This is a genomic window from Chryseobacterium candidae, from assembly GCF_004916905.1.
GTDB lineage: Bacteria > Bacteroidota > Bacteroidia > Flavobacteriales > Weeksellaceae > Chryseobacterium > Chryseobacterium candidae.
The window spans coordinates 80,538-95,729 of the sequence record NZ_SDLV01000025.1; the positions used below are offsets into that span (position 1 = coordinate 80,538).

Consider the following 15,192-nt stretch of genomic DNA (forward strand, 5'->3'; position numbering starts at 1 on the left):
TCAGATTAAGGGCTTTCAATTCAGTTTGAAGGCCCTTTATTTTGAATAAAATTTTAAAGTATTACCATTATTATTGGGCGAAAATGTGTATTTTGGTATTCCGTTTTTAAATAAACGGATACCATGAAGTAAAAACTAAAAGTTATGGATACACCAAATTACAGAATGCCTTTCGTGCCGTCTACTTTAATGACTGAAGGCGGAAGTATCGATACCTGCGATATGGGGGAAAGTATTGCCCACAATATTATGCTGCTGATCACCACCAAAAAAGGGGAAAACAGATATGATGAAAACTATGGAAACGATGTCTGGAATCTCGAATTCGATAATGGAGTTACAAGTGCCATCTGGGAAAGCGTTTTTATCAAAAGCTTAAGGAGACAGATTCAGGAATATGAACCAAGAATCGTAAACCCTCAGATTGATGCTCACATACAATTCGTAGAGCACAGCTATGATACTAAAGAACACACCGAAATTAAAAAGAAAGTGAGAATTGCCATCAATGCAAAAATGGAAGAAACAGGAGAGCGTTTTAGTTTTTCCACAGAATTGTTTCTAAGCCCGATGTCTATTGATTGATATTTTTAACAGCGAAAGAAAATTATGAATTTAGATCAGAATATTTATTCCAAAGAATCTGTAAAAGCAAGAATGCTGCAAAATGCAACTAAAGTATGGGGATTGAAAAGTCCACAGTCTTTAGATCCTTTTGTAAAACTGCTGATAGATGCATTCAGTACAGAAGTTTTTAAAGCGAATAATGAAATACAGACGGTGAATGCCCGTATATTGGAAAAACTGGCAAAACTGCTTACACCGTCCATCTATACACATCCTATTCCGGCTCATTCTGTAGCTTTTACACAGCCTTATGAGTCTTCCGAAATTTTATTGGAACACACGGAATTTTTCTTCCGTAAACAGATGACCTCCACTGTAAAATCAGAATCAGACAAGCAGCTGAACATTCCTTTTACTCCTGTAGGAAATGTAAGAATCAATAAAGTTCACACTTCCATCATGTTTGTAGGAAATACGTGTTACAGCATTGATGACAGATTCAATAAAATTCCTATTGCAAGATTCCAGGGAAAACCTGAAGATTACAGAAGAATTACCATTGGAGTAGATGTAAGCAAATATATAAGTGAAAACTTTCCAAAATACCTGAGTATATTCTGCTCCAACCCGGCTTTTGAACACCTTGATTTCGTATACAAATTATTGCCTTACATTACGGTAACAAGTAATGGAAATCCTCTTTTTGTAAGAGAAGGATTAAGCTATCTTACAGAAAACCAAAATGATGGTTACGAGCAGATGTTCAAAGAACAGTCCATCAGAAATAAGGTGATTGAGGATATTAAAAGTATCTATCGCCATAAATTTATTGAAGTAACAGGAATTTCTCAAAGTTTGTTTTCAGAACCCGGACAGCTTCCACAGAACCTTGATTTTCTTTCCGGAAAAGAAGAGATCACAAAATTTCTTGATAGTAAACAATATCTATGGCTTACTTTTGAGTTTCCACCACAATTTTCAGCAGAAATCCTGGATAATTTTTCCTTTGTTCTGAATGCTTTTCCGGTATACAACAGAGGCTGGAAAAAAACAGAGTACAGCCTGGATATCATGGGGAATAATATTCCTTTGGTAACAGATGAAGGGGAACACTTCCTTTACGTAGACGAAGTTCAGGACGGTGATGGAAGAAAGTACACCGAAATCCCTTTCACTCCGGCTGATGATCTTAAAAAAGGGTTATACACAGTAAGAAAAGGAGGAATGGAACGTTTCACAAGCAGAAATGCCGTTGATATGATTGCCAATGTTCTGGAACTGACAAGGGACGAAATTGCAGCATTTTCCCTTTTGAACAGGGATAATGTAAAAGGAGTTCTCAGCGAAATGTCCGATAAAATGAAATCCATGGTACAAAAAGTAAACAATGCCAAAAGGAGTATCAGACAAGAGCTGAACTACGTGATCATGGAGCCTGTTGAAAAAACAGATCATACCTATGCTGCTTTCTGGGTAACTCATTGTACGCTTGCCAATCATATGCGTCCCGGAACTGAACTTTCCAATCAATTGAAATCACAAACCGTTGTACTGCTTACCGAAACATTAGGCGGAGCTGAAGAGCAGAAAGGGACAGACAGTATTCAGGCTTATAAATATGCACTCACGACCAGAGATAAAATCATTTCTTTGGAAGACGTTAAAAATTACTGCCGCATGATTCTGAAAGATGAGGTAAGAGAAGTAAGGGTAAGAAGAGGCACCATGATCAGCAACAAACCAAAAGAAGGTTTTGTAAGAACTGTTGAGGTAGAAATTATTCCTCAGAATTATTCTTTCTACGGAAGGGCGTATTGGGAAAATATGGCCAATATCATCAGAAACCAGATTATTGCTAAAGCCATCGACGGAATTGAATATATTGTAAGAATTAACAATGAAGATGTTGATTTTCAGGATATATAAATCATTTTAAAAATAAAATCAATTTAAAATATAAAATGCCGTACCCACTACGGCATTTTTAATGTAATAATCAGAATCACAATTCAATGAAAAAAATATCTTTTTTGCTGCTGCTTATCCTTTTCGGAGCCCATTTGAAAAGCCAGACTATTCAAGAGCTGAGAAATAAGATCAATCAGATTATCTCTACAAAAAATGCAACTGTTGGAATATCTTTAAAAGGAATAGAAGATAAAGATACGCTCAGCATCAACGGAAATAAAGAAACCCCGATGTTGAGTGTTTTCAAATTTCATATTGCCTTAGCTGTTTTGAATCAGGTAGATAAAGGAAAATTAAAACTTAATCAAAAATTCTTTATTAAAAAAGAAGACCTTTTGCCTGATACCTGGAGCCCAATCAGAGAAGAATATCCTCAGGGAAATATGTATCTTACATTAGATCAATTGATAAGGTATACGGTTTCCCATAGTGATAACAATGGCTGTGATATTTTGCTGAATATCATTGGCGGAACAGAGACCGTGCAGAAATTCATTAATCAACAGGGAATTAAAGATTTTACAATAAAAGTAAACGAGAAGGAAATGGCATCCTTCGAAAAATGCTACATAAATACCACAACGCCCTTGGCAACCACGGAACTTTTAGAAAAATTCTATAAAGGAAAAGTGCTGAAAAAAGAATCTACAAAATATCTGTATCAGGTAATGGTAGAAACCTCACGAGGACTTACCTGGATGAAGGCAGGGTTACCCACAGGTACAGAACTGGCTCACCGTACAGGAATTTCCGGAAGAAACGAAAATAATCTACGTGCAGCAATGAATGATGTGGGAATTATAAAACTTCCTAATGGAAAACACATCGTTTTATCCATTTATCTGAAAAATATCAATGAAGAAATGACAGATACGGAAAAAATCATTGCAGATGTCACCCGCGCTGTCTGGGATTACTACACGCGCAAATAAGTTGGTAATATGAATTATGAATTATGAATTATGAATTATGAATTATGAATTATGAATTATTCTTTTTCTAAACATCAATAGGAAGAGGCTGTCTCAAAAGTCAAACAATCTGGCTTTTGTTATTCTGACGAAGGAAGAATCTCATTGATAACCAAACATATGAGATTCTTCACTACATTTCATTTCGTTCAGAATGACACTTTTGAGACAGCCTCTTTTTAATTTTAAAAACAAACCTGCTGGCTTTAGCCAAAACATAATTACCTGAAATCAAAACTCAATAATATCTTATTCAATCCATTAACAAAACCTAAGAATTTTTTATGAAACTTTTATCCCTTTTATATTCAAAAAAATTCCATAAAATTCCGTATTTTTGCACGTTGTGATTTTCAGGCAAAGTCACTCCAAATTATGAGCAAATCAACAGAATATATAGAAGTTTACGGAGCCCGTGAACACAACCTAAAAAATATCAATGTAAAAATTCCACGCAATGAATTGGTCGTAATTACAGGCCTTTCCGGAAGTGGAAAATCGTCATTGGCTTTCGACACTATTTTTGCAGAAGGCCAGCGTCGTTATATCGAAACATTCTCTGCCTATGCCCGTCAGTTTTTAGGTGGATTGGAGCGTCCGGATGTAGATAAAATTGAAGGACTTTCTCCGGTGATTGCTATAGAACAGAAAACAACCAATAAAAACCCGCGTTCTACTGTGGGAACGGTTACCGAGTTGTACGACTTTCTGCGTCTTTTATATGCAAGAGTTTCGGATGCTTACTCTTTATCTACAGGACAGAAGCTGGTAAGCTATACTGAAGATCAGATCCTTGAAACCATCAAAGAAAATTATAAAAAAGAGAAAATCATGCTTTTGGCGCCAGTGGTGCGTTCCAGAAAAGGACATTATCATGAGCTTTTTGTACAGATGGCTAAAAAAGGCTACGGACAGGCAAGAATTGATGGAGAACTGCAGGATATTGAATATGATTTAAAACTTGACCGTTATAAAACCCACGATATCGATATTGTGATCGACCGTTGGATTATCGGGGAGAATGCCTCAGAAGGCAGAATGGAAAAATCATTGCGCACCGCGATGGATATGGGTGAAGGCATTATAGGAATTCAGAAACTGGGGAGTACAGACATTGAATATTTTTCTAAAAACCTGATGGATGCAGAAACAGGACACTCTCTGGCGCTGCCTGAACCCAATACTTTCTCATTCAACTCTCCAAAAGGAAGTTGCCCGAACTGTAAAGGTCTGGGAACTATTAAAAAGATCAATACCGATTACTTTATAGACAATCCGAAACTATCCATCAACCAGGGAGGATTGTTGCCATTGGAAGATATCAAATCCAACAAATGGATTCTGTCACAAATTAAAAATATTCTTGAAATCTTCGGATTGGGATTAACAACGCCGTTGCAGGATATTCCGGAGGAAGCACTGGATTACATTTACAACGGATGTCACAAAGAATTTAATAAAGACCTGAAATATGCAGGAATTACCAAGAAAATAAAGATTGGTTTTGATGGTTTGATCGCTTTCATGGAAGAAATTATCGATGAAAGAGAATCCTACGAAGCCATTTTATTGGAAAGACATTTTACCACAGAAGAAACCTGCCCGGAATGTCATGGAACCCGTCTTCAGCCATCAAGCTTAAGTTTTAAAATTGACGGAAAGAATATTGCTGAGGTTAACGGATTAAGCTTAGCAGATTTAAAAGACTGGTTGGCTGATGTTAAAGATAAATTCTCAGAAAAAAATAAAATCATTGCTCACGAGATCTTAAAAGAAATTGAAACCCGACTTCAGTTCCTGCTGGATGTAGGGTTGGATTATTTGAGTTTGAGCAGAAGTTCAAAAACCCTTTCAGGAGGAGAGTCACAGAGAATTCGTCTGGCAACACAGATCGGTTCGCAATTGGTGAATGTGTTGTATATCCTTGATGAACCAAGTATCGGGCTTCACCAGAGAGATAACGAAAGACTGATCCATTCCCTGAAAAACCTGAGAGACATCGGAAACTCTGTTTTGGTAGTAGAACATGATAAAGACATGATTCTTGAAGCCGATGAAGTGCTGGATATTGGTCCGAGAGCAGGAAAATTCGGTGGAGAAATTCTTTGGCAGGGAAAACCAAAAGACCTGTTGAAAGCAGACACCATCACTGCTCAATACATCAATGGAAAAAGAAAAATCGTAATTCCTGAAGAAAGAAGAGCAGGAAGCGGTAAAAATATTGTTTTAAAAGGAGCTACAGGAAACAATCTTAAAAATGTAACGCTGGATATTCCCCTTGGAAAACTGGTAGTAGTAACCGGAATTTCAGGAAGCGGAAAATCTTCTTTGATTAACGGAACATTATATCCGATCCTCAACAAACATTTCTACAGAGCGGTTCAGGAGCCGTTACCCTACAAAAAGATTGAAGGGTTAGAGAATATTGATAAAATTGTAGACGTAGACCAGACTCCAATCGGAAGAACGCCACGTTCGAATCCTGCTACTTACACCGGAATGTTTACTGACATCCGAAACCTTTTTGCCGAACTGCCTGAAAGTAAAATCCGTGGATATAAACCGGGAAGATTTTCTTTTAACGTAAAAGGCGGAAGATGCGAAACCTGTCAGGGTGGAGGATTGAAAGTGATCGAAATGAACTTCCTTCCGGATGTATACGTACACTGCGAAACCTGCAACGGAAAACGTTTCAACAGAGAAACCCTGGAAGTCCGTTACAAAGGAAAATCAATTTCTGATGTATTGGATATGACGATTGATGAAGCCGTAGATTTCTTCCAGCCGATTCCTAAGATTTTTGCGAAAGTGAAAACATTACAGGATGTAGGTTTAGGCTACATTACCCTGGGACAGCAGTCAACAACCCTTTCTGGAGGTGAAGCGCAACGTATCAAGTTAGCAACCGAACTGGCGAAAAGACAAACCGGAAACACCCTTTATATACTTGATGAACCAACAACAGGATTGCATTTTGAAGATGTAAAAATCCTGATGGATGCCATCAACCAACTGGTAGAACTTGGGAATTCATTCATCATCATCGAACATAATATGGATGTCATCAAATTAGCAGACCACATTATTGATGTTGGTCCGGAAGGTGGAAAACACGGCGGACAGATCGTAGCACAGGGAACTCCTGAGGAAATTGTGAAATCTAAGAAAAGCTTGACAGGGAAGTTTTTGAAGAGAGAGTTGGAATAAAAACTATATAAATATATTACGGAAAACCACAATGAAAATTGTGGTTTTTTTATTTACTTTTGGAAAAAACGATAATACATGAGCTTTAAACTTTTAGCGATTAGGCCTTTGGAGGGTTGTAATCCAAAATTTCTGAAAAATTTAAATCCAAATGAAATCTATAAATTTTATCAGGAATATGATTTCTTGGATATTCACGAAAAAAGAATAGAATGCTTTAAAAATCATATAGAAGTAAATAGAGTAAAGAATAATTCAGATTTTTCAGTAATAAATAAACTGTATGGAGAAAAAATTAATATATCTGCGGTTGTAGGTAAGAATGGAAGTGGTAAAAGTGCATTAGTTGAATTACTCATAGTATGTATCAATCAACTTTCTCTAAAATTGATTGATGGAGAGCTGCATTCTGATGCTGAATTGAAAAGTGCTACAGAAAATGAAAATGAAAAAATTAAATGTGAAATATTTTATAAAATTAACAATGATGAATTCTTGAAATTGATCATAAATGATGAAAATTTTTCATTTGCAAATCTGAATAATAAAGAAGAATCATTCAATTTAAAGGATTTTTTCTACACTGAAGTGATAAATTATTCGATTTATGCATTTAATTCAAATATAATAGGTAAATGGGTTGATGGATTATTTCATAAAAATGATTCATATCAAATTCCAATTGTAATTAATCCTAAAAGAGAAGGAAAAGATAATCCATATTGGGCAGGAATTATTGACATTAATAATGAGCATTTTCTTTTGAAACAAAGATTATTGAATAATATTTTACAGCCAATCAAAGATAATAATTTGAATTTTAGAAGGATAGGAGATAATATGATTGCTGTTAAAGTTGAATTAAATAAAAAAGAAATCAGAGACTTTTTTATTTATTCAAATGATGAGAATCAAATAGGAAGGAAAATTACTGAGTATGAAGATAAAAAGAAATTATATGAAAACTTTAAAAATGATGAAACCTTTGATTTTTCGGTAAATATAGAGGCTTATAACCAAGATGCTCCATTGTTATCATGTCATAATATTTTTGAAATTTTAAATAGTATTAAATCAGAGTTTAAATTAAAAGATATTCCTGATAGTGATTTGCAAATGCAGTTAGATTTTTATATTATCTACAAAGTAATAAGTATTTGTGATAAATATGTAGAATATAGGAAGTTTGTTGATGTATTTTATAAAATTTATCCAGATAAAGAATATAAAAGATACAAAATAAAAGTTTTAGAATTTATTAATCATTTAAAAAAATACAGAAGTCATATTACATATAAATTATTTCAAGCTATTAATTATATTAAGTATTATGATAATGTATGGGGTGACCTAAAACTCAATGATAAAATTGATTTAGATCTAATATCTGAAAAATTAATAGAACCTTCAATTGAAAATGAGAGTTTAATAGAAGTGCTATTTCCTCCCATTTTTGATACTGAAGTATATCTTAAGAATGAAAAAGATAATGATTTAATAAAATTGAGTGAATTAAGTTCAGGAGAACAACAACTTATACATTCGGTTAGCTCAATTGTTTATCACTTAAATAATTTAAATTCAGTTAAAGGTGAAAAAATTGTTAAGTATAAATATATAAATCTAGTTTTTGATGAAATTGAACTTTATTTTCATCCAGAATTTCAGAGAAAATTCATTCATTATATTTTGAGACAAATAAATAGTATAAATCTTAATGATATATCTGGAATTAATATTCTTTTTATAACACATTCGCCCTTTATTTTATCTGATATTCCTAAACAGAATGTATTATTTATAGATAATGGTAACTCTGAAGATTTTAAAAGAATGAATACTTTTGGAGCTAATATTTCTGATTTACTAGCAGAAGGTTTTTTCTTTAGTGAGGAAGAAGGCAATAAAATATTAATGGGGGATTTTGTTAAAGAAAAAATAGAAGAAACTATTAAGATTATTAAAGAAAAAGATTTTGCTAAAAAGGAAAAGGCAAAACAAATAATTGATTTAATAGATGAACCACTTATAAGAACTAAGCTTGAAGAAATGTATTATGAATATTTTGATAGTGAAAAGTTAGTGCAAATTGAAATGTTAGAGCTAGAAAGATTAGCAAAAAAATACAATAAAAAAATACAGTAAATGATTTACATTGATTTCGATAAAAATATTTTAGATAAATATCATAAAATTATAAAGTGCTGGTTTTTAAGAAAATTTGCTGGTGGAAAAACTTATAAGAATGGATATAATTGCGGAAATGATAAATGTGAAATTTGTCCTAAGTCCATACACAAAGTTAGTAACATTCCAGAAGCCGCTGTTGACTTTTTTAAAAATAATATTGATACTTTAATTATTGGAAACCCATCTGAACTAACAAAATTGTATAAAGAATATATTAAATTGGGAATTGATGATAGTGATGGTATTATAAGTGATTTTTTTGTTATAACGGGCTATACAAATTGGTTTCAAGATGAATTTGCAAAAGACTTTCTAAGTGATTTAAATATTAATACTTGTATTTATTGTAATAGGAATTATACATTAGATATTTTATATTCTCACACTAGAGCGGAACTAGATCATTGGTTTCCCAAAGATAAATTTCCAATTTTAGCATTATCATTATATAACTTTATTCCTAGTTGTCATTCTTGTAACCATATAAAAGGAAATGGAGATAAGACTTTGAAAAAAATGTTAAAAAATGAAAACCTTTCAAAAAAACAAATACAACAATGGTGGGAAAATGTTTTAGAAACAATGAATCATCCTCATGACAAAAATGAAAATGAAAATTTTACTTTTAGTTATGAATTTGATGAAAGTTTAAATTCTTTGAGTGTGAAATTTAGAATTAATCCTATTTCAAAAAAGGTTTCAACAACATTAGAGTTTAATAAAGTTTTAGAAATTTATAATTCTCATGCTAACTTTGAGTTAAAAGATTTGTATGATTTACGCAAAAAATATTCAGATACTTTTTTAAATATAATTGAAAGTAATTTTGATGGTATTATGAAAAAGGAAGAAGCCTATCGAATGATTTTTGGAATTGAAATTAAAGAAGAAGATTATCATAAAAGACCTTTTTCTAAATTTAAACATGATATTATAGAAGAACTTAAAAGAACTTGTTGATTAAAATAACCCTCCAATATTAAATTTTCAATTATTTTTAAAATTTATTATACTGATATTCAGTGTTTTATGTTTTAATGTTAACTCAATGTTAACTGAATGTAAAATTAATATGAATTATTTTTAATAACTTTGGGTAAGAGATACAAAATAAGGTTAGTATAATATTTAAAACCAAATAGTTATGAAAAATAAAATTCAAATATTGATCGCCTCACTTTTCGTTTGCGGATTTGCTGCTGTTTTGAACACTGCTAAAGCTCAGACTACAGATCATAATACCATTCAGGAAATTCAGCTGAACAAAAGTGAAACGTTTAACGATATAAGAAATAAACTGGAAGCCAATTTTGACCTTACCAACCCTGATTACAAACAGGGAACCGTAAATTCCGTGGTAAAATTTGATATTGCAAAAAACGGGAAAATTGTAAATGTTCATTCCAGCGGAGATTGCAAAACCGTAAGCAAAGAAATTGAAACCGTGTTAAGCGATCTTGACTACAGAGTAGACCGTAAAAAACTGACTGATAATATGGTTGCCTACACTTACGTAATGCCTGTGACAGTAGAGATCCACAACAGATAGTATTTACTGTATATTATTCAATCATGTGTGAATAATGAAAACTTATCCCATGAAGTTATAATAAACAATAGAATATAAGATTTTAATTTTGGGCTACCATAAAATTAAAACTATATGAAAAATTTAAAGAAGCTGACAAAATCAGAGTTGAAGTCAGTGAATGGAGGAGAACCGGTAAAATACTGTACATTTTGCGAATGGGCGAATAAAGTAATTTGCAGCGAAATTCCAATCGTTCAGTGCCCTTAAAAATAAAGCCGCTTTTATCAGCGGCTTTTCTACTGTTGTGAACTTTGAACAAATTCTGTTAATCTGGCTTTAAGATCTTTAGAATTTCCTATTGGATCAAAAGTAACATTATCTACTCTTCATCCTTTATCTGTCCATAAAATATTTTTTACCAATCACAAAAATCGATACATTTGAGTAGATAAAAAAATTGTGAATCCTATTCTTAACGTTGCCGTCCGTTCCCTCTGCGTTTACCTTTTTATGGTAATTGCTATCCGTTTATTTGGTAAAAATCAGCTTTCCCAGCTTAATACAGGGGATGTTGTATTACTGCTGTTAATTTCAAATGCTGTTCAAAACGCAATGGTAGGTCCTGATACCTCTCTTCAGGGCGGAATTATTGCGGCATTGGTTTTGTTTGTTGCTAATTTTGTTTTGAAAAGGATCATGTTTTCCAGCCGCTCCTTTCAGACTCTTATGGAAGATGAGCCGGTTATTTTGATCAGAGATGGAGTCGCTGATCAGGCAGCCCTGAATCGGGTAAAAATCACCGAAAGCGAATTGCAGGAAGCTATAAGAGAGCACGGAATTGAAAAAATAGATAATGTAAAACTTTCCGTTCTTGAAGTGGACGGAAATATCAGTGTTGTTTCTCAGGATGAAAAGAGTAAACAGACTCACTATTCAAGAATTAAAAGAAAAATTAAAAGAAAATACCATTAAACAAGATGAATTACGAACTAAGAGAAATGCTTCCCAGTGATGAGCCCAGAGTCCTTGAGATTTTTAAGCAGGGAGTAGACGGCGGTATTGCAACTTTGGAAACAGAAGTCCCTACAGCTGAAGCCTGGAGCATGGAATATTTTAACGACTGCCGTTGGGTGCTGGAAAATGACAATAATGAAGTAATAGGATGGTGTGCCCTGAAACCAGTCAGCAAACGGGAATCTTTTAAAGGAGTCGCAGAAGTAAGCATTTATTTTGATAATGAATACCAGGGAAAGGGATTGGGTTCCGTATTGCTTAAAAAGATAATTTTGGATAGCGAGAATCACGGATTCTGGACATTACAGACCAACATCTTCTCCGAAAATGAAATGGCCATTAAATCTCATCAGAAAAACGGTTTCAGAATGGTAGGTGTCCGAAAAAAAATCGGAAAGCTCAACGGGGAGTGGAAAGATCTTATCCTGATGGAAAAAAGAAGCGAAGTCATTTAAAAAATTATGAATGATGAATGATGAATGATGAATTTGTTTGATAAGCACACTAATCCGTTGTTACAATAAGGATACAATGCATCCGGCCAGGTAAAGAAAGTGTATATTTATGACGATTGCGGGCATCATTACAAAGGTAAAGGCCGTGATCATGGACATCACAGATAAAAAGAAAAGCACTGAAATTTTTTCAGTGCTTTTTTATGATTAGTTATAATCGCGATTTTTTGGGATTAAGGAAAGTATTAAAGACCATAACTTCCTGTCCAAACTTTTTCTCAATTCTTTCAGAAATATTTAAAAGTTCACTTTTAATAAAGTCTTCACGCAATTCTTCATTATCAAAAATTAACAGGAGATTATAATTTTTGCCTTCCTCGATAAAGTCACTGTGAACTTCGGAAAGAATATATTTGTTGACATCCATCAGGTTTTCAGTCATCAGAACCAGTGTTTCATCAATATAATTTTCCCATTCTTCCAGATTATCTTTTGTGCAGTGGAAAGTTAAACTTAATACGCTCATTTTTTTATGAATTTTTAAGATTTTTTGGATAAATTCTACCACAAAAATCGGCATTTTTTTCGTAAATTAGCCCGTTAATAAAAATTGGAAATAAATAATTTTCAAACCTACAGCTAAGAGTTTGAATATCATTACAATAAAATTTGTTTATGCAAAAAGAAGGAGAAAGACTGATTCCTATCAACATTGTTGATGAAATGAAGTCGTCTTATATCGATTATTCGATGTCCGTTATCGTTTCAAGAGCGTTGCCGGATGTAAGAGACGGCTTGAAACCCGTTCATAGAAGGGTACTTTATGGTATGTATGGACTAGGGGTATTTTCTAACAGAAAATATTTGAAATCTGCGAGAATTGTTGGAGATGTATTAGGTAAATATCACCCGCACGGAGATTCCTCTGTATATGATGCTATGGTAAGAATGGCACAGGACTGGAGCTTACGTTATCCTCAGGTAGACGGACAGGGTAACTTTGGTTCTATGGATGGTGACCCGCCGGCAGCAATGCGTTACACCGAGGCAAGATTGAAAAAAATCTCTGATGAGGTTCTTTCAGACCTGGATAAAGAAACAGTTGATTTTCAGAATAACTTTGATGACAGTTTACAGGAGCCGACAGTAATGCCGACTAAAGTTCCCAATCTTTTGGTCAATGGTACTTCAGGTATTGCAGTAGGTATGGCCACGAATATGGCGCCTCATAACCTGTCAGAATCCGTAGATGCAATCTGTGCTTACATTGATAATAAAGAAATTACGATTGATGAGCTGATGCAGCATATTATTGCACCGGATTTCCCTACAGGGGGTATCATCTATGGATATGACGGAGTAAGAGATGCTTTCCATACAGGCAGAGGCAGAGTGGTTTTAAGAGCTAAGGTGAATTTTGATGAAATTGGGAACAGAAACGCTATCATCGTTACTGAAATCCCTTATCAGGTAAACAAAGCTGAAATGATCGCCAGAACAGCAGAGCTTGTTAAGGACGAAAAAATCCCTGGAATTCATGAAATCAGAGACGAATCGGATAGAAAAGGACTTCGTATTGTTTACGAATTGAAAAACGATGCTATTCCGAATGTTGTTCTTAACCTATTATATAAATATACAGCACTTCAGACCTCTTTCAGTGTAAACAATATTGCATTGGTACACGGAAGACCGGAACAGCTGAACCTTAAAGATATCATTCATCACTTTGTAGAGCACAGACATGAGGTAATTGTAAGAAGAACTCAGTTTGAGCTTAAAAAAGCCAAGGAAAGAGCACACATTCTTGAAGGATTCATGAAAGTGATCGGAACTCAGGATTCCCTGGATAGAGCAATCTCTATTATCCGTCACAGTGCCAACCCTCAGGCAGCGAAAGAAGGCTTGATTGAGGCTTTTGAACTTTCAGACATTCAGGCTCAGGCAATTCTGGATCTTAGGTTAGCTCGTCTTACAGGAATGGAGCTTGATAAAATCCGTGATGAATATGATGCAATCATGAAAGAAATTGCAAATTTGGAAGATATCTTAGCAAATGAGCCAAGAAGATTCCAGATCATCAAAGATGAACTGATAGAAATCAAAGAAAAATACGGAGACGAAAGAAGAACTGAAATTGATTATTCAGGAGGAGAAATGTCTATTGAAGATATCATCCCGAATGAATCTGTAGTTCTTACCATCTCTCACGCAGGATACATCAAGAGAACTTCGCTTTCAGAATATAAAATTCAAAGTAGAGGTGGGGTAGGTAACAAAGCCGCAACAACAAGGGATTCCGACTTCCTTGAATATATTGTTTCAGCAACAAACCACCAGTATATGCTGTTCTTTACCGAAAAAGGAAGATGTTACTGGCTGAGAGTATTTGAAATTCCGGAAGGCTCCAAAACAGCAAAAGGAAGAGCAGTACAAAACCTTATCAATATTGAACCGGATGATAAGATCAAGGCATATATCAGAACCAACAACCTTAAGGATTCCGAATATGTAAATCAAATGAGTGTTGTGATGGTGACCAAAAACGGGACCATCAAAAAAACATCATTGGAAGCCTATTCAAGACCAAGAGTAAATGGAGTAAATGCTATCGAGATCAGAGATAATGACCAGTTATTAGGAGCTTACCTTACCAATGGAACATCTCAGATCATGATTGCTACTAAAAATGGTAAATGTATCCGTTTCCCTGAAGAGAAAGTAAGAGAAGTTGGTAGAGGATCGATCGGGGTAAGAGGTATTGCCATGGAAGACAATGATGAAGCTATTGGTATGATTGTTGTGAACGATGTGGAAAACGAAACAGTTCTTGTAGTATCTGAAAAAGGATATGGAAAAAGAACTGCAGTAGAAGACTACAGAATTACCAACAGAGGAGGAAAAGGAGTTATTACTCTTAATATTACCGAAAAAACAGGAAATCTTATTGCTATTCAGAACGTAACAGACGAAGACGGATTGATGATCATCAACAAATCCGGTGTTGCCATCAGAATGGGAATGGATGAAATGAGAGTAATGGGTAGAAATACTCAGGGAGTAAAACTGATCAACCTGAAGAAAAATGACGAAATTGCAGCCATTGCAAAAGTAGAAATGGATAAAGATGTAGAAGAAGATTCTGAAGAACTTGAAGAAACAGAAGAAGGAGTTGTAGGATCGCTATTTGATAACCAGGAAAACGATGAGGCACCTCAGGCTGAAAATGAAAATTCCGCAGAGGAAAATGAGAATTCTGATTCTGAAGAATAAATTGTACAATTAAATA

12 protein-coding genes are annotated in these 15,192 nt (G+C 34.2%); 11 read left to right on the top strand and 1 reads right to left on the bottom strand.

Annotated elements, in window-relative coordinates; genetic code table 11:
* Positions 1 to 144: 144 nt before the first annotated feature.
* The 10 genes from EK417_RS12395 to EK417_RS12440 all read left to right on the top strand — a co-directional run bounded on the left by EK417_RS12395 (position 145) and on the right by EK417_RS12440 (position 11,903).
* A complete protein-coding gene (locus EK417_RS12395) occupies positions 145 to 585 on the top strand; it encodes a GPW/gp25 family protein (RefSeq protein WP_002979175.1) in 441 nt (146 codons plus the stop codon).
* 24 nt (positions 586 to 609) lie between these two features.
* Positions 610 to 2,493, top strand: coding sequence for a type VI secretion system baseplate subunit TssF (locus tag EK417_RS12400; protein ID WP_136522312.1), 1,884 nt, complete (start codon positions 610 to 612; stop codon positions 2,491 to 2,493).
* A gap of 86 nt (positions 2,494 to 2,579) precedes the next feature.
* Positions 2,580 to 3,467 carry a class A beta-lactamase, subclass A2 gene (gene bla, locus EK417_RS12405; protein ID WP_136522313.1) on the top strand — a complete coding sequence of 296 codons (888 nt, stop codon included), beginning with the start codon at positions 2,580 to 2,582 and terminating at the stop codon, positions 3,465 to 3,467.
* A gap of 414 nt (positions 3,468 to 3,881) precedes the next feature.
* Positions 3,882 to 6,713, top strand: a complete 2,832-nt coding sequence (uvrA, locus tag EK417_RS12410; protein WP_136522314.1) for an excinuclease ABC subunit UvrA — start codon at positions 3,882 to 3,884, stop codon at positions 6,711 to 6,713.
* A 78-nt stretch (positions 6,714 to 6,791) separates the two neighbouring features.
* On the top strand, positions 6,792 to 8,858 hold the full coding sequence (locus EK417_RS12415) for an AAA family ATPase (protein ID WP_136522315.1): 2,067 nt from the start codon (positions 6,792 to 6,794) through the stop codon (positions 8,856 to 8,858).
* Complete coding sequence (locus tag EK417_RS12420; protein ID WP_136522316.1) at positions 8,859 to 9,863, top strand: hypothetical protein; 1,005 nt, start codon at positions 8,859 to 8,861, stop codon at positions 9,861 to 9,863.
* 184 nt (positions 9,864 to 10,047) lie between these two features.
* Complete coding sequence (locus EK417_RS12425) at positions 10,048 to 10,452, top strand: hypothetical protein (RefSeq protein ID WP_076594607.1); 405 nt, start codon at positions 10,048 to 10,050, stop codon at positions 10,450 to 10,452.
* A 114-nt stretch (positions 10,453 to 10,566) separates the two neighbouring features.
* Positions 10,567 to 10,701, top strand: a complete 135-nt coding sequence (locus EK417_RS12430; RefSeq protein WP_076594608.1) for a bacteriocin-like protein — start codon at positions 10,567 to 10,569, stop codon at positions 10,699 to 10,701.
* Positions 10,702 to 10,893: 192 nt separating this feature from the next.
* Positions 10,894 to 11,406 carry a DUF421 domain-containing protein gene (locus tag EK417_RS12435; RefSeq protein ID WP_076594609.1) on the top strand — a complete coding sequence of 171 codons (513 nt, stop codon included), beginning with the start codon at positions 10,894 to 10,896 and terminating at the stop codon, positions 11,404 to 11,406.
* Positions 11,407 to 11,411: 5 nt separating this feature from the next.
* Complete coding sequence (locus EK417_RS12440) at positions 11,412 to 11,903, top strand: GNAT family N-acetyltransferase (protein ID WP_136522317.1); 492 nt, start codon at positions 11,412 to 11,414, stop codon at positions 11,901 to 11,903.
* A gap of 211 nt (positions 11,904 to 12,114) precedes the next feature.
* Here EK417_RS12440 and EK417_RS12445 read toward each other — a convergent pair whose 3' ends face one another.
* A complete protein-coding gene (locus EK417_RS12445; RefSeq protein ID WP_076594824.1) occupies positions 12,115 to 12,429 on the bottom strand; it encodes a DUF4286 family protein in 315 nt (104 codons plus the stop codon).
* 149 nt (positions 12,430 to 12,578) lie between these two features.
* On the opposite strand from EK417_RS12445, the gene gyrA reads away from it, so the two are divergent.
* On the top strand, positions 12,579 to 15,176 hold the full coding sequence (gyrA, locus tag EK417_RS12450) for a DNA gyrase subunit A (RefSeq protein WP_076594611.1): 2,598 nt from the start codon (positions 12,579 to 12,581) through the stop codon (positions 15,174 to 15,176).
* Positions 15,177 to 15,192 lie beyond the last annotated feature (16 nt).